This is a genomic window from Chryseobacterium sp. FR048 (assembly GCF_056844665.1).
In genome coordinates this window covers 260,714-276,285 of sequence record NZ_JBXDSE010000003.1, presented here as the reverse complement: position 1 = coordinate 276,285, position 15,572 = coordinate 260,714, and the positions used below count along the sequence as shown (strand labels likewise).

The 15,572-nt window shown below is 37.1% G+C and carries 20 protein-coding genes; 12 read left to right on the top strand and 8 right to left on the bottom strand.

Features of this window, described 5'->3' with window-relative positions; all coding sequences use genetic code 11:
* Positions 1-50 precede the first annotated feature (50 nt).
* The 7 genes from AC106K_RS10595 to gldB all read right to left on the bottom strand — a co-directional run bounded on the left by AC106K_RS10595 (position 51) and on the right by gldB (position 5,685).
* Positions 51-599: an L-threonylcarbamoyladenylate synthase gene (locus AC106K_RS10595; protein WP_185289006.1), complete on the bottom strand. Its 549-nt coding sequence runs from the start codon at positions 597-599 to the stop codon at positions 51-53.
* A 361-nt stretch (positions 600-960) separates the two neighbouring features.
* Positions 961-1,554 (bottom strand): hypothetical protein, encoded by a 594-nt coding sequence (locus tag AC106K_RS10590; RefSeq protein ID WP_482445167.1) that lies wholly within the window; start codon positions 1,552-1,554, stop codon positions 961-963.
* 403 nt (positions 1,555-1,957) lie between these two features.
* A complete protein-coding gene (locus AC106K_RS10585) occupies positions 1,958-2,470 on the bottom strand; it encodes a DinB family protein (RefSeq protein ID WP_482445166.1) in 513 nt (170 codons plus the stop codon).
* Between the two features lie 67 nt (positions 2,471-2,537).
* Entirely contained in the window at positions 2,538-2,984 is a 447-nt protein-coding gene (locus AC106K_RS10580) for a GNAT family N-acetyltransferase (protein WP_482445163.1), read from the bottom strand.
* Positions 2,985-3,051: 67 nt separating this feature from the next.
* The gene (locus tag AC106K_RS10575; protein ID WP_482445162.1) at positions 3,052-4,191 is read right to left on the bottom strand and encodes a cystathionine gamma-synthase; all 1,140 of its coding nucleotides are present in this window, start codon (positions 4,189-4,191) and stop codon (positions 3,052-3,054) included.
* A gap of 154 nt (positions 4,192-4,345) precedes the next feature.
* Positions 4,346-4,669: a gliding motility protein GldC gene (gene gldC, locus AC106K_RS10570; RefSeq protein ID WP_185289014.1), complete on the bottom strand. Its 324-nt coding sequence runs from the start codon at positions 4,667-4,669 to the stop codon at positions 4,346-4,348.
* Positions 4,670-4,701: 32 nt separating this feature from the next.
* Complete coding sequence (gene gldB, locus AC106K_RS10565) at positions 4,702-5,685, bottom strand: gliding motility lipoprotein GldB (protein WP_482445161.1); 984 nt, start codon at positions 5,683-5,685, stop codon at positions 4,702-4,704.
* Between the two features lie 52 nt (positions 5,686-5,737).
* On the opposite strand from gldB, the gene AC106K_RS10560 reads away from it, so the two are divergent.
* The 8 genes from AC106K_RS10560 to AC106K_RS10525 all read left to right on the top strand — a co-directional run bounded on the left by AC106K_RS10560 (position 5,738) and on the right by AC106K_RS10525 (position 10,464).
* Positions 5,738-6,376, top strand: coding sequence for a leucine-rich repeat domain-containing protein (locus AC106K_RS10560; RefSeq protein ID WP_482445160.1), 639 nt, complete (start codon positions 5,738-5,740; stop codon positions 6,374-6,376).
* 15 nt (positions 6,377-6,391) lie between these two features.
* Entirely contained in the window at positions 6,392-6,919 is a 528-nt protein-coding gene (locus tag AC106K_RS10555) for a GNAT family N-acetyltransferase (RefSeq protein ID WP_482445158.1), read from the top strand.
* 58 nt (positions 6,920-6,977) lie between these two features.
* Complete coding sequence (locus AC106K_RS10550) at positions 6,978-7,499, top strand: GNAT family N-acetyltransferase (protein WP_482445156.1); 522 nt, start codon at positions 6,978-6,980, stop codon at positions 7,497-7,499.
* Between the two features lie 7 nt (positions 7,500-7,506).
* Entirely contained in the window at positions 7,507-8,040 is a 534-nt protein-coding gene (locus AC106K_RS10545) for a GNAT family N-acetyltransferase (protein ID WP_482445154.1), read from the top strand.
* A 13-nt stretch (positions 8,041-8,053) separates the two neighbouring features.
* The gene (nadE, locus tag AC106K_RS10540) at positions 8,054-8,845 is read left to right on the top strand and encodes an NAD(+) synthase (protein WP_482445152.1); all 792 of its coding nucleotides are present in this window, start codon (positions 8,054-8,056) and stop codon (positions 8,843-8,845) included.
* 101 nt (positions 8,846-8,946) lie between these two features.
* Positions 8,947-9,462 (top strand): ribonuclease domain-containing protein, encoded by a 516-nt coding sequence (locus AC106K_RS10535; protein ID WP_482445151.1) that lies wholly within the window; start codon positions 8,947-8,949, stop codon positions 9,460-9,462.
* A 70-nt stretch (positions 9,463-9,532) separates the two neighbouring features.
* On the top strand, positions 9,533-10,156 hold the full coding sequence (locus AC106K_RS10530) for a Zn-dependent protease (RefSeq protein WP_482445149.1): 624 nt from the start codon (positions 9,533-9,535) through the stop codon (positions 10,154-10,156).
* Positions 10,153-10,464: a barstar family protein gene (locus AC106K_RS10525; protein ID WP_482445147.1), complete on the top strand. Its 312-nt coding sequence runs from the start codon at positions 10,153-10,155 to the stop codon at positions 10,462-10,464. Before AC106K_RS10530 ends, AC106K_RS10525 begins: the two co-directional genes overlap by 4 nt.
* A gap of 486 nt (positions 10,465-10,950) precedes the next feature.
* Here AC106K_RS10525 and AC106K_RS10520 read toward each other — a convergent pair whose 3' ends face one another.
* Positions 10,951-11,433 carry a cytidine deaminase gene (locus AC106K_RS10520; RefSeq protein ID WP_047096170.1) on the bottom strand — a complete coding sequence of 161 codons (483 nt, stop codon included), beginning with the start codon at positions 11,431-11,433 and terminating at the stop codon, positions 10,951-10,953.
* Between the two features lie 100 nt (positions 11,434-11,533).
* On the opposite strand from AC106K_RS10520, the gene namA reads away from it, so the two are divergent.
* The 4 genes from namA (at position 11,534) to AC106K_RS10500 (ending at position 15,571) form a co-directional block, all read left to right on the top strand.
* Positions 11,534-12,586, top strand: a complete 1,053-nt coding sequence (gene namA, locus AC106K_RS10515) for an NADPH dehydrogenase NamA (RefSeq protein ID WP_482445145.1) — start codon at positions 11,534-11,536, stop codon at positions 12,584-12,586.
* A gap of 29 nt (positions 12,587-12,615) precedes the next feature.
* Positions 12,616-12,894: a DUF2752 domain-containing protein gene (locus tag AC106K_RS10510; protein ID WP_482445143.1), complete on the top strand. Its 279-nt coding sequence runs from the start codon at positions 12,616-12,618 to the stop codon at positions 12,892-12,894.
* A 189-nt stretch (positions 12,895-13,083) separates the two neighbouring features.
* A complete protein-coding gene (gene tssD / locus AC106K_RS10505; RefSeq protein ID WP_047096172.1) occupies positions 13,084-13,488 on the top strand; it encodes a type VI secretion system tube protein TssD in 405 nt (134 codons plus the stop codon).
* A 151-nt stretch (positions 13,489-13,639) separates the two neighbouring features.
* Positions 13,640-15,571, top strand: coding sequence for a type VI secretion system Vgr family protein (locus tag AC106K_RS10500; protein ID WP_482445141.1), 1,932 nt, complete (start codon positions 13,640-13,642; stop codon positions 15,569-15,571).
* Position 15,572: the final 1 nt, after the last annotated feature.

Sequence of the window (15,572 nt, the reverse complement as noted above, 5' to 3'; positions counted from 1 at the left end):
GATATAAACTGACAAGACTCTAAAAAAATAACCGGATCAATACGGGATTTTTATTCTCTAAGAACTTTTATCCTGTTATCATTCCATATTTTGATCACTGAAGATCCTGAATATTTCGAAACTTTTTCTCTGTCTTCCTCCACAGCATAATCTACAAGATTTACCATTTCCTCTGAAATATCAGAAAATTTCAACGGGCTTTTTTCTCCACTGAAATTAGCAGAAGTAGAAACCAAAGGTCTGTTCAGTTTTGAAATCAGCTTTTTACAAAAATCATTTTTTACAAGACGGATACCAATACTTCCGTCTTCCGCCAGAAGTTCTTTAGGTAAGCCTCTTGGATTTTCGTAAACAATAGTTACCGGCTTTTCGCTAAGATCAATGATTTCCCAGGCCATCTCAGGAACATCTACCAGATCCTGAAGTCTCTTCTCAGATTCTACAAGAATGATCATGGATTTGTTTTTCTCACGCTTCTTAATGTCAAAAATTTTATTGACCGCCTCTATATTAGTGGCATCACAACCAATTCCCCAGATCGTGTCAGTAGGATAAAGAATCGTTCCGCCGGATTTTAGTATTTCGATAATATGTTCCATAAATTGTATTGAATTCAAAACAGGTTATAAAGGTAGAAAATCTGCAAATTTTAGACAAAAAAATAGGGTATAAATACAATTGTGTTTATAGGTTTTGGCTAAAGCCAATGGAAGGTGTATTTAATGAGAAAACGGGCTAAATCCCGTTCCTATTGATGAATAATGTGTGTTTAAAGAACCTGAGTATGCTTCTCCGTTACCTCTGAAATATTATGGATTTCCAATAATTTTTCAGGAATCAATTTCTATTAATTAAGGAGTGTTATAAGGAGACAGTATGATCAAATTCAATAGAAATAGGATTTAGTCCATTTACCAAAATATAAAATGCGTTTCGGCTTTAGCTAAAATTTACTAAAGATTATAAACCATGAAAAAATGAACTAAAATAGCCTCTCTTGTTACTTATTTCAACTTTGTCCTCTTGTAGTAATTTTTTTAAATCCATTTTTACAATATACTGTGAGAAGAGTACAGGGAAATTTGAACGTGATCCTTCTTTTATAACAGTGTAAAGGATGGCATTCTCTTTTAAAAAAATTACAGTAGTCTGTTCCAAATTTTGTAAACTATAAGGATCTGCAATTTCATTAAGATAGATTAAGTTACCCGAAGTCCTGGGCATTCTGTAATTATGCTTTTTTCCATATTCAATTATTCTGGCTTTAGCTTCGTTTTTTGAAATATCAAATTCGATTTCTTTTAACTGTTTTTCTGTGAATTTACAGTATATGACATAAAAACTAAAGATCAGAGAACAGATCAGAAGAAAATATTCCATATCATTATTAAGAGAAGGCTGTATTTCTTTAAAACAAAGTATGGAAGCCCCAATCAATGCCAAAAAAATAAAATAGATGAAAAAAGTATCGAATTTATCGGACCAGCTTTCTTCAAAAATCAATTTTTTAGATTGAATGCTTTTAGAGATATTTATTTTTTTTAATGATCTCATGATTTGAATGAGTAACCTCTTTTTAACTTATTTAAAAATACGAAAAAATAAATTCTAACTTGGGTCTAGAGCTATATTTTCAATAGACTCATTGTATCTGTTTATAAAATTTTAGATATAATAAATGATATTTTTATTTTTTGGCTAAAGCCAATGGGAGGTTTATTTAATGAGAAAACGGGCTAAAGCCCGTTCCTACTGATGTGTGATGTGTATTTAATAAATCTGAGTATACTTCATTGTTATTTCTGAAAGATTGTGGATTGTCAATAATTTTTCAGAAATCAATTTCTATTGATGGCGGAGTGTTATGAGGTTACAGAATAATAGAATTCAATAGAAATGGGCTTTAGCCCATTTACCAAAAAACATAACATCATTTGGCTTTAGCCAAAACTTATCCCTACATAAACCCTAATTTTGATAAATACCTTTCTTCAATAATGTTCAGGTGATGGTAATTATGTCCTACAATCAGTTTCCCTATGGTTTCTACAGACACTTCATTCCCATTGGCAATTCCTGTATTTTGTAAGGCGGACGGATGAAGGGTGTCTAAAAGGATTTGAGAAGATTTTCTTACCAGCTTATATTCATCCAGCAGAGATTCCAGACTTCTTTCATCGGCAAATGATTGATCGGCGTATTGGTTTTCATCAAATCCGGGAAGTTCGTTTTTATCACCTCTTGCAAAGACCAGCATTCTGTATTGGAAAACTCTTTCCGAATCTGAAAGGTGAAGTAAAAGTCCTTTTAAGGTCCATTTTCCTTCAGCGTAAGCAAATCTGGATTGCTCTTCCGTAAGGTTGGAATAAATTCCTATTGTTTTCTCTCCTGAAATTTTTAATTGTTCCAGCCAGTCTCCGGATGGGATCATATCTAAATATCTCTGAACGTATTTCTGAAACTCAGTCATATTATTTGTTGTGTTAAATGTGTTTATAGTTTTAAGGTAAATTAATTTTACTACGATTATTCAGTTCTTATGAATTGCTCCACTCGTAGAAATTCACGGAGTCGTAAAGTTCAAAACCGCAGGAAGGGTACAGTTGGTTTCCTATATCGTTGCTTTTTCCGGTTTCCAGAAGGATTCCGCAGGCGTTTGATGACCGGCATAGTTCTTTAGACTCTTCAATCAGTTCTTTAGAATAGCCTTTTCCTCTGTGGTTATCATTGACGTATAAATCGTTCAGTAACCAGTAGCGTTGCATTCTTGTGGATGAAAATATAGGATATAGTTGAACAAAACCTGTTAATGAACCGTTTTCCTCTGCGACAAAAATCTCCGAATCTTTATTTTCAAGTCTTTCCTGAATAAAATTGGCTGCTGCAGGAATATCAGATTCTTTGTGATAGAAAACTCTGTATTGATCAAATAATTCTGCAAGCTGAGGCAAGTCGGTAATGATTGCTTTTCTTGTATTTTTCATAGTATATTTTGTGATGATAATAAAATGAGAAGAATAATTAAATCCTTCTCATTGTATATGTGGTCGATTAAGAAAAAGCTTTCTCCAGATCTGTAATAAGATCTTCTGCATCTTCAATACCTACACTTAAACGAACCAGGTCATCAGTGATTCCTAATTCAGCACGTTTTTCAGCTGGGATAGAAGCGTGAGTCATTAAAGCAGGGTGGTTAGCTAAAGATTCTACACCTCCTAAAGATTCAGCTAAAGTGAATACTCTTACTTTTTCTAGGAATTTTATGGCATCTTCTTTTTTACCGGATTTGAAAGTGAAAGAAACCATTCCTCCGGATTCCTTCATCTGAGATTTTGCCAATTCATACTGAGGGTGAGATTCTAATCCCGGATAAATTACTTTATCTACTGCAGGATGAGATTCAAGGTATTTGGCTACAGCAAGACCGTTGTCAGAATGTCTCTGCATTCTTAATGCTAAAGTTTTGATTCCTCTCAATACAAGATAAGAATCGTGAGGTCCCAAAATACCACCGCTTGCAAATTGAATGAAGTGAAGTTTTTCTCCTAATTCAGCATCTTTGGCAATAAGAGCTCCGGCAATAACGTCAGAGTGTCCACCAAGATATTTCGTTGCAGAGTGCATTACAATATCAGCTCCCAGGTCAATAGGTCTCTGGATGTAAGGTGTTGCGAAAGTATTGTCTACCGCTACTAAAATATCTTTTCCTTTAGCAATTTCCACTACCGCTTTGATGTCTACCAGTTTCATCAATGGGTTGGTCGGAGTTTCTACCCAGATCAGCTTGGTTTTGTTTGTGATCACCTCTGCAATTTTAGACACATCATCAAAATTAATGAACGTGAACTTCAATTGGTATTTTTCAAAAAGTCTGGTAAACATTCTGTAAGTACCACCATAAAGGTCGTCTACAGCAATCACTTCATCACCAGGGTTCAATAATTTCAAAACGCAGTCAATAGCAGCCAGTCCCGAACCGAAAGCCAATCCTCTTGCTCCGTTTTCAATACTTGCTAAAGAATCTTCCAATGCCTGTCTTGTAGGGTTGGCAGCTCTTGAATATTCATATCCGGAATGTACGCCCGGGCTCTTCTGTGCAAATGTAGAGGTTAAAAATACAGGAACATTTACAGATCCTGTTGCAGACTCATGATGCTGCCCTCCGTGAATTACTTTGGTATTAAAATTCATAATTTATTGTAAATATTTACTTTAAAAAATAAGACCTTACAGATCTATTCTGAAATGTAAAAGTACTAAAATAAAGTTGATTTTAATAAAACGAGGACAATTGAAATGATCAATTATCCTCGTTTATATTATTAAATAATTCTTGTGCTAGGTCTTATTTAATAGCCGATTTTACAGCGAATTCTTCTGCAATCTCTTCCAGCCATTGTGCTACATCTTCCTCTCCTGTAGCTCTCTGATAGGTATTTCCTAAAGATACCAGGATCTGGTGGATGAACATTTTCATTTGGTCTACTGGCATTTCTTTCGTCCAAAGATCGATTCTTAAAGCTTCCATCGCTTTGTCATCCCATACAGAGATCATAGTCGCTTTGGTTGCTTCCTTTTCAACGCCTCCGTCCTGAGCGTTCCATGTAATGTTCTCAGGAATATGATTTTCATCCAGCTCTACATCTATCGTAATCTGAGTCTTTCTCATTTTTCTATTTTTTCTAAATTCTAAATTGTCTCTTATTTAAGTTTTGGCTTGTAGCCGGACTGATTAAAAATGGCTGTTGCATCCATTTTCAGAAAATCAGTCAGTTTTGTTTCAGGTTTTTCTTTCAGGTAAGCTTTACAGATCTGCCATCCGGTAAAAATTCCGATTTGTGGTGAAGATTCATTATCAATTTCTGTATAAAACTTCGAAAATGGTCCCGGCGAGATAAAACGTTCACCCAATCGGGGATCATCACCAAAGATCAGATTGCTTTCTACAAAATAATTCCAGATATTAGCTTCATTGCCGGTTGCCCAGTCATACTGCTTCTGCGTATAGTTCATTTTCAGATAATCCGGGAAATCGGGAAGAAAGGCATCCTGAAGAATCATTACCTTTCCGTTTAATATGATCTGATCAATAAATTTTTGGTGATCAGGAGATTCTGTGACAATATTTTCTGCAAAAAGCTGTGAAACCTTAGGAACGATATTCTGAGGGTTCATCGATTTTTGGAAATATAATTCCAGTCCTTTATAATGCGGATTTCCATCTCCCATAAAGCCTGTAATATCTATAAACAGAAGATTGCCTTTCTGATCATAGAAAATAGGGTCCTGTACCATCTGCAATGCTGATGAAAACAGGTAGACCTTAGGGCTTTTAAATTGTGGAAAATAATATTTGATATGTGAAAATAAACCCTGAAGCTCTTTTTGAAGCTTGGCCTGATCTATTTTGGCAGAAGCTTCTTTATAGATTTTTATCTCTTCAGCATCAGCTCTTCTTTTTTCAAAATCAGCATCAGAAACACTCCCCTGGAACCACGGAAATTGAGTTTTAAACTGCTCCAACGGAAGGGCAGGGTTGTAGAACTCTTTGGAAATATCCGTTAGTTCCACTTTTTCTACAGGATCTTTTACCTCTACTTTCCATTGGTTTTCAGGATCTTTTTTGCAGGAATTCAAGCCTGCAACTAAAATAGAAGAAAGCGCTATATATCTAAAAATCTTCATTATTTTTACATGAAATTTAAGTTTACAAAAGTAAGGATTAAATAGACAATTCATGATGAAAATTAAAATATTTACAACCCTCAGCCTTATTTTTGGACTTTCTTTTTTCTACGGACAAAAACTTGAATTTAAAGATAAAAACTTTGAAAAAGCGGTTCTTGAAAATTTTGATCAGAATAAAAACGGAGCGATAGAGTCTTCTGAAGTCAATGCTGTTTCCAACCTGTTTTTAGTTCAAAAAGGAATTACTTCCGCAGTGGATTTACATTTTTTTAAGAATGCCAAAATGATCGTGCTGGATGGTAATGCTATTTCTGAAATGAGTATCAACAATCTTGACCAGCTGGAACTGTTTTCCTGTACAGGATGTAAAATGGTTGTATTCAAGGGTGAAAATCTGAGAAACCTGGCTTCTCTCTATCTGGATAATAACCTTCTGGAGAGTGTTTTACTGAAAGCAATACCAAAAATTGATCAATTAACATTATCTTTAAATCAATTAAAAACAATTGATCTGAGCCAGCTGAAAAACCTAAGAAAGTTGAATTTGGAGCATAATAAGCTTCAAAAGGTTGATATTTCCGGTAATCCGGCTCTGCAAACCCTGAATATAGGAGGAAATGCAATGAAGCAGGCAGATATAAAAAAAGGCATGAAAACGGATGTAACTGTTTTTGGGGCCGAAGAATAAAAACAAAACAAAACTATGAAACTGGAAACTGAAAGACTTATTTTAAGAGCGCTTGAAGAAGCAGATTTTGAACGTATGTTCCTGATGGATTCTGATCCTGAAGTGATGAAATATATAGGAGTTCCTCCATTGACGGATATTAATGAGTCAAAAGAAGTCATTCAAATGATCAGGAAGCAATATGAAGAAAACGGAGTAGGAAGACTGGCTGTGGTAGAAAAAGAAAGCGGCCTGGTTGTAGGATGGAGCGGATTAAAATTATTGACAAAAGCGGTAAATGGCTACCAGAATGTTTTAGAATTAGGCTATCGTTTCGTTCCGGAATCCTGGGGAAAAGGATATGCAACGGAATCCGGAATAGCATCTCTTGATTATGGCTTTCATGAATTGAATGCTGAGGTTATTTATGCCTATGCTCATTCAGAACATGAAGCTTCCAATCATATTTTAAGGAAACTGGGATTTCAGAAAACAAGTGAGTTTGAAGAGCCGGATGGCATTTGTTTCTGGTATGAACTGAAACGTGAAAAATTTATTAAATAATAGACACCTTCTGTAAATTCAGTATGCTGAAACAGAAAAATAAACCTATATCTATATAATGAAACTGGAAACGGAAAGACTTATTCTAAGACAATTTGAAGATTCTGATTTTGAAAGACTGTTCCTGATGGATTCCGATCCTGAAGTGATGAAATATCTGGAAACCCCTGCAACAACGGTTGACGATTCAAAAAAGATGATTAGAATTATTCAGAAACAATACGAGGAAAATGGAGTAGGAAGACTGGCTGTTATTGAGAAAGAAAGCGGACTGATGATAGGATGGAGCGGTTTAAAACTATTGAAAACACCTGTGAATGGTCATATCAATACTTTGGATCTTGGGTATCGTTTTATCCCTGAATTCTGGGGAAAAGGCTATGCCTGGGAAGCTGCAGAAGCCTCTCTGAATTATGGTTTTAAGACATTAGATGCAGAAACGATCTATGCTTATGCTCATTCGGAAAATGCAGGATCCAATTATATTTTAAAGAAGCTGGGTTTTGAAAATAAAGGAGAATTTGAAGAAGTAGGTGTAAAATGTACCTGGTATGAACTGAAGCGTGAAAACTATATTTAAGATCAACATGATAACAATAAGAAAAGAAGAAGAAAAAGATTACGGACAGGTTTTTCAGCTTACTGAAGAAGCATTCAGAGATATGGAACACAGCGACCATAAGGAACAGTTTCTGGTTGAAAACTTAAGAAAATCAGACGCTTTTATTCCCGAACTTTCATTGGTGGCAGAAGATGAAAACGGCAGAATCGCCGGGCATATTCTGTTTACAAAAATAAAGATCGTCAATGATTCAGAATCCTTTGAATCTCTTGCACTGGCTCCTGTTTCCGTGAAGCCGGAATTTCAGAATCAGGGACTTGGAGGAAAACTGATTGCAGAAGGACATCGTATTGCCAGAGAATTGGGATACCAGTCTGTGATTCTTATCGGACATGAAAAATATTATCCGAGGTTTGGTTACGAAAAAACAAGTAATTTTGGAGTTTCTTTTCCGTTTGAGATTCCGGAAGAAAATGGAATGGCTATAGAGCTGGTAAAAGACGGATTAAAAAATAAAAAAGGGATGGTAAAATATCCTAAAGAATTTGGAATAGACTAAAAAAATATAAACGATGCAGACACAAAAAGTAACAGATCATATTGTAGGCTGGTTGAAAGACTATGCTGCAAAAGCCAGAGTAAATGGATACGTAATAGGAGTTTCCGGAGGAGTGGATTCTGGAGTGGTTTCTACATTAGCAGCAATGACCGGACTGAAAACATTGCTGATCGAAATGCCCATCCGTCAGAAAGCAGATCAGGTAGACCGTGCAAAAGACCATATGAACGATCTGAAGTCGAAATTTCCTAACGTGGAAATCATGTCTGTAGATCTTACGCCTGCTTTTGAAGAACTTTACAAAACCTTTGATGTAAAAGATGATCTGTATCCTAACGAAAAACTGGCTTTTGCCAATACAAGATCCCGTTTGAGAATGCTTACCCTTTATTACTATGGGCAGCTGAACGGACTTTTAGTATGTGGAACAGGAAACAAGGTAGAAGATTTCGGAATCGGATTCTATACAAAATATGGTGATGGAGGGGTAGATGTTTCTCCCATCGCAGACCTTTATAAAACGGAAGTATATACCCTTGCCAAAGGACTGAATCTGATCAAAAGTATTCAGGAAGCGATCCCTACCGATGGACTTTGGGATACAGACAGAACCGATGAGCAGCAGATTGGTGCCACTTATCCCGAGCTGGAAAAGATTCAGAAAGAATATGGAACCAAAACTGCTGAAGACTATGAAGGAAGAGATAAAGAAGTATTCCTGATCTTCGACAGAATGCACAAAGCGGCAAAACATAAAATGGAACCTATCCCGATTTGTGATATTCCTGAGGAATGGAGAAATTAATTAATGTACCAATTTAACAATGTAACAGTTTAACAATGTAATAGTCTATCAATGATTGGTAAATTGTTAAATTGGTACTTTGTTACACTAAAAAAAGTATTATGAATACTAAAATAAGAGCTGTCCTTTTTATGTGTCTGGGACTTCTTTTCGGGATGTCTGTAATGTATGTGTACAAGAATTTTATTGAAGATAAAAAGAATCAGACCCATCCGAAAACAGAGGTCGTAAGCTATGGCAGTGCTTCTACAGAAGACCAGTACAGTACAGGAAATTCAAATAAGCAGGCTTCCATTGATGAATTAACGGAAGAAAGAAAAGTGATTAGCTATGTGAAGCAGAATCATAGGCTGCCTGAGTATTATATCACGAAAAATGAGGCCAGAGAACAGGGCTGGAATCCTTCAAAAGGAAATCTTTGCGATGTACTTCCGGGAAAAGCGATAGGAGGAGATAAGTTTGGAAACAGAGAAGGAAGACTGCCGGACGGAGAAAAATACTTTGAAGCAGATGTCAACTATCATTGTGGCAGCAGAAAGGCAGACCGTATTATCTTTACAAGAGATGGTGATGTATACCTTACCAAAAACCATTATAAAAGCTTCGAAAAACAGTAACGTAATTGCAGGAAATGAAACTTCTTACTATGACTGAAGAATTAGTTATTTTAAAAATGATATAAGAACTTTGAAAATTAATGCCCTTTTTTATCTTTCATCAGTTTTCTTCCTGGCCTTATCATGTTCAGAAAAAAATAAACATGTAGAGAAAGAGGCAGAACAGCCCGCTGTCACGATACTTATACAGCCATTCAAAGATATTAATCCAGATGCTGTAGAAAAAGTGGCTGAAGGAATAAAAAAGGTATACCCGAATCTAAAAGTTCTGACTGCTATAGACTTTCCGGAAAATACATACTATAAAGCCAGAAACCGTTACAGAGCAGATTCCATCATAAAATTCCTGAATAATAATACAAAAGAAGGCTTTGTAACCATTGGCCTGACTTCAAAAGATATTAGTGCCACCAAAGGGAAAATTAAAGACTTCGGAATTATGGGTTTGGGATATAGACAAGGAAAAGCCTGCGTGGCTTCAACATTTCGGCTGAGTAAAGAAAATGCAGCGGAGCAGTTCTATAAAATAGCAATTCACGAGCTTGGTCATACACAAGGACTTCCACATTGTCCTGAAAAAATGTGCTTTATGAGGGATGCAGAAGGCAAGAATCCTACTAATGAAGAAACGGATTTCTGCAAAAAATGCAAAACTTTTTTAATCAACAAAAATTGGAAATTTAGTTCAATATGAAGACAGTATATATAGATTTTACAGACATCGGCGATTACGAAGATTTTTATGCCCAGCTGAAAGAAAAAATTCAGTTGCCTGAACACTTCGGAGATAACCTTGATGCGCTTTTTGATACCATTACCGGAGATCTGGAAATGCCACTCCACTTGGAATTTGTAAATATGACAGTAGACCAGCTGGAAATTTTCGAAGATTTGCTGACAACATTGGAAGATGCTGAAGAAGAAGTAGAAGGTTTTAGCTTTAGCTACTATCTTGAGCAGTATGAAGACGATGAAGATGAAGAGGTAGAATCTGAAGAATAAAAAATTAAAACAAGGCTGTTTCCAGGTGGGAGCAGCCTGTTTTATACTGAAATTGGCTGTAGCTTGTGAGGTATTGTAGGTAAATACAAAGGCACAATTTTTTGATAAGAATTTGTTGTAAAGCACAATGATTTTTTTAATGCCACTAATACACGAATAAAATATTGAATGATTTAATAAATTCATTCGTGCATTAGTGGCAAAAAAAACTGAAAATCTTAGATTTTCTTGCGTCTTATAAGCCGTTTATATATTAAAAACCTTTGTGCATTTACGTATTCCAACTCAAAAAACGCCCAATATAGTAATAGAAATTAGATGTCAATAAAAATAAAAACCTGCAGAAATTCCACAGGTTTTTAAACTAATATTATCCATAAGATTCCGAAAGATAATAGGAAGATCTATATCTCAGCAAAAGCTGAATATCAAATTTTATAATCATGTACAGCCTCTTTGCAGCTTTGCAAATCTGACTTTTCGTTCTTACAAAAATGTAGAATCAAAATAAAAAGGCAGCAGATCTTTCACGGCATGTACCTTTACCACTTCTTCATTCATGCTGGAAAAATAGAGGTCGATATTTTCATCCTGCTTGGTTTCGTACTCTATTAAGCTCTGTCGGCATGCTCCACAAGGAGGAATCGGAGGATTCTTTTCATGGAATTCTTTAGGACCACCTACCACGAATATCTTTTTTACTTTCACATCCGGAAAATTAGCGGCTACCCAGAACAGAGTGGTTCTCTCAGCACAAAGACCTGATGGGAAAGCGGCATTCTCCTGATTGTTTCCGGAGTAGATTTCTCCGTTTTCGAGGAGTACAGCACATCCCACAAAGAACTGTGAGTAGGGTGCATATGCATTCTCACGGGCTTCTTTGGCTCTTTCGAATAGTTTTTTCTCTATATCATCCAGTTCGCTGCTATTCTTAAAATATTCGTAACTGATCTGTATGTCTTTTTTCATATATTGTAGACTAAAAAAGGGGGGTAAAATTAGTTCTTTTTAATGAAGTGGGCAATATTTTATTTCTCCAAAAATAAACTTCAAATTTTTAAAAGATAAAATGCTATATACACCAATAAAATTCAGAAATGTAGAGCTCAGGAACCGCTGGGTAATGTCACCCATGTGTATGTATTCTTGCGAAAACGGAATGGCCAACGACTTTCATTTTGTACACTATGGAAGCAGATCACAGGGAGGTACGGGATTGATCGTAGTGGAAGCTACAGGAGTAGAGCCCAGAGGAAGAATTACCAACCACTGTATGGGAATCTGGAATGATGAACAGGCCGAAAAACTACAGCGAATCGTAGAATTTGTTCATACCCACTCGGAAAGTAAAATAGGAATCCAGCTGGCTCATGCAGGGAGAAAAGGCTCAACCTGGAATAATCTGCAGATTCCATTGGAAGAAGGATGGGAAACTGTGGCACCTAGTCCTATTCCTTATCATCCTACAGAAAGAATTCCGCACGTGCTGAGCACAGATGAGGTAAGAGGTCTGGTTCAGGACTTCAGAAAAGCAGCGCGCAGAGCAGTGAATGCTGGGTTTGATATTATTGAAATCCATGGGGCACATGGCTATCTGATTCATCAGTTTCTGTCACCGCTTTCCAACATCAGGACAGATGAATATGGCGGGAGTTTTGAAAACAGAATCCGATTCCTACTGGAGATTGTAGAGGCCGTCAATGAGGAGCTTACCGAAAATACGGCACTTTTTGTAAGAATTTCCGGAACCGAATATGCTGAAAACGGATGGGATATTCAAAGCAGCGTGGCGTTGGCTAAAGTGTTAAAAGAGCATTCCGTTGATCTGGTGGATGTATCCAGTGGAGGAAATATTCATGGAGCAAAAATTCCCGTTTTCGATGGTTATCAGGTTCCATTTTCTTCACAGGTGAAGAATGAAGCCGATGTGAAAACAGGTGCTGTGGGGCTAATTACCAAAATAGATCAGGCGGAAGAGATTCTTCAGAAAGGTGATGCAGATCTGATCTTTGTAGCAAGGGAAATTTTGAGAAACCCTTATATTGCCGTTCAGGGATCCTTTGAAATGAAAGAAGACTGTTTCTTTCCCCATCAGTATACCAGAGCTAAAATTTCTTCATAATCTGATCCCATTAATCGTAAAACCATGCAATGAATATTGAAGATTTCATGCTGGCCTGTCCCAGTAAGAAATTCCTGGGAGTAGAATGTCTCGGCTGCGGAGCACAGAGAGCTGTTGTCCTTGTTTTTGAGGGAAAGTTTTCTGAGGCGTTTCAGATGTATCCTGCAGTGTATACCGTGCTGTTGTTCTTTTTTACCCTTGGTTTAAGTTTTATCGACAAAAAAAGAAAGTACAGCAGTGTTTTAATGGGGCTGATTGTGATCAATCTTATCATTATGGTCAGCAGCTATATTTATAAACACTATTAAAACATTACCTATATTAAAAGAAAAACAATGTTGAAATAATCTGTGCCTGACCGGAATTCTAATTTGTCGTAGAACTACGACAATTTCTGAAACTGTTGTTCAAAAATTTTTCAGATTAGAACATGTACTCTATCTTTGTTTGGTCAATCGTATATACGGGAACAAGCATTAAAAATTAAATTTAAGAATATGGCAGGAAATTCAAGAGGAATCTTAAAATTCAATGGAGGAGAAGGTCAGAAGTTATTAAAGCTTAACTACAGTGTATCAAGATCTACAGACGTTTCAGGACGAGTAGCATCCGATCCGTCAAATGCACTTATCAAAGTAACAATCGAAGCTACAGAGAAATCTGATGTTTTGGAAAGCTTACTCAACAGCAAATACAAACCTACAAACGGAGAAATTACTTTCAATAAATCTCATGAAGAAGGAACACTGATCTCTTTAAAGTGGGAAAACGGATATGTAATTCAGCATGAAGTAGACTTTGATGCCCTGGACAGCAACAATATGCTGATCAGCTTCGTAGTAAGCGCAGAAAGCATCACTTACGGAAACTCATCTTATGACGGACTTTGGCCTTTAAGCTAAGCCCTCAGCAGTAAGATATAAAAAGACTGTCTTTATAAGGCGGTCTTTTTTTACCCATGATAACCCCAAATTATAAGAAATTTTTGATGGTTTTAAAAAATCTCCCGTTCGATTGAAAGATTTTTAAAAACTAAACAAGTCAACACAAAATATGTCAAATAATCCTGAAAAATCAAGAACAGCATCGTTTCGTCCTACACAAAACGCAGATGGTGTATCTGAAAATCATCATACAGGAATCAATCGCTTGGTAAAGCTTTCCCTGGTCATAGAAGGGAAAATAATCAAATACTATAAACACTTTAAACTGAAGCAAAGTACCCGCCGCCACCATGAGTTTACCCTCACGCTGGCCCATGATACTTTGGGCGACAGGCAGACCCATTCTCTGGAAGATGCCAATAAATTTCTTGGAAAACGTCTTACAGTCGTTATCTCCTATAAAGATATAGACAACAGCCCGGAAAGAACCTTTGTTGGGGTAATTACCGGAGTAGGATTCAGCCAGGAACAGATGAGCCTTGGAAATATTGTACTGACGGGGTGCAGCCCTACCATCCTTCTTGACGGTGCGCCGCATATCCAGAGTTTCGGAGGTGCTCAGTCTGTCAATATGGGAATCATTGCTGAGGAGGTCATCAGACAGGGGATTGATAAAAACCGTTTCGATATAAGGGTGGAAGCCAACAATTTTTCCCAGATCATCTATAGCAGTCAGTATGATGAAACCCATTATAACTATCTGGCCAGGATGGCTGAAGCATATGGAGAACAGTTCTATTATGACGGTGAAGTCCTGCACTTCGGGCAACTTCCTCCTCAGAATAAACCTATCATATTAACCTACGGAAGTAGCGCCCATGATATAAAAGTAGAATTAAAAGCGGTACACACCAGACCCCAATTCTATGGATACAACAGTAATAAAGACGAAAAACTGACCTCAGGATCTACTCCCATAAAACATGTAGGTGACCTGGCGAAGACAGCTTACAGCCACAACGATTCGATCTTTAAAACTCCGGCTTTACAAGTGGCGCCAATCAAAGCAACCACACATCTTGATGTGGAGTATTCACAGAAAAGTGCTTCCGGAAGCGAGGCGGTAAATGTTTTTTCCATTTCAGGAAATACAACCATTCCTTTTTTGCATCCCGGATGTGTAGCAGATGTACAGATGCGTAAACCTGATTCTAATGAAACCTCTTATTTTACAAGAATCATGATTACAGAATCAGAGCATGAGATCGACGCTATAGGACATTATAACGGAAACTTTGTAGGCATTGCAGCTGATACAGGTTTCCTTCCAAAACCGGATTTTACCGTTCCAAAAGCAGAACCGCAGACTGCTGTGGTAATTTCCAATACAGATCCTGAAGGGCAGGGAAGAGTGCAGGTAAGATTCGACTGGCAGACCAATGATACCACTCATTTTATCCGTATGATGAGCCCGGATGCCGGAGGAACCGATCAGATTACCCAAAACAGAGGCTATGTAGCCATTCCGGAAGTGGGAGATCAGGTAATGGTCAATTTTGTTCACAGCCATCCGGACAGACCCTTTGTAATGGGCGGAATGTTCCATGGAGGAATAGCGCTGGGAGGCGGTGTCAATAACCATTTAAAATCCATACAGACCAGAAGCGGTATCAGAGTCCTGATGAACGATCAGGAAGGAAGTGTTACAATCCTTGACCCAAGCGGGAATACCTATTTCATGGATGGAAAAGGAAACATTAGCATGACGGCCCCGAAAAACTTCACTTTAAATGCCGGTGAAAACATCAATATCACTGCCGGAAAGGAGATTTCAGTAAGTGCGGGAGCAAGTATTACCAGTACAGCCAATGAAGATATTGTATCCATAGCAGGACATGATATGAAACTTACCGCCTCAGGAGATATTAGAGAAACATCAGATACCAGAACCGAAATGGTGGAAAAAGAATTCAAAAGACAATCTGAGACCTCTCATGAAATAGCAGGCGAAATATCAATGTTCAGCGAGCTGGAAAATATGACCATGCAAAGCGGAAAGATCGTAGAGTTTAACAGTGCAGAAAAATCAAAACTTTTCTGAT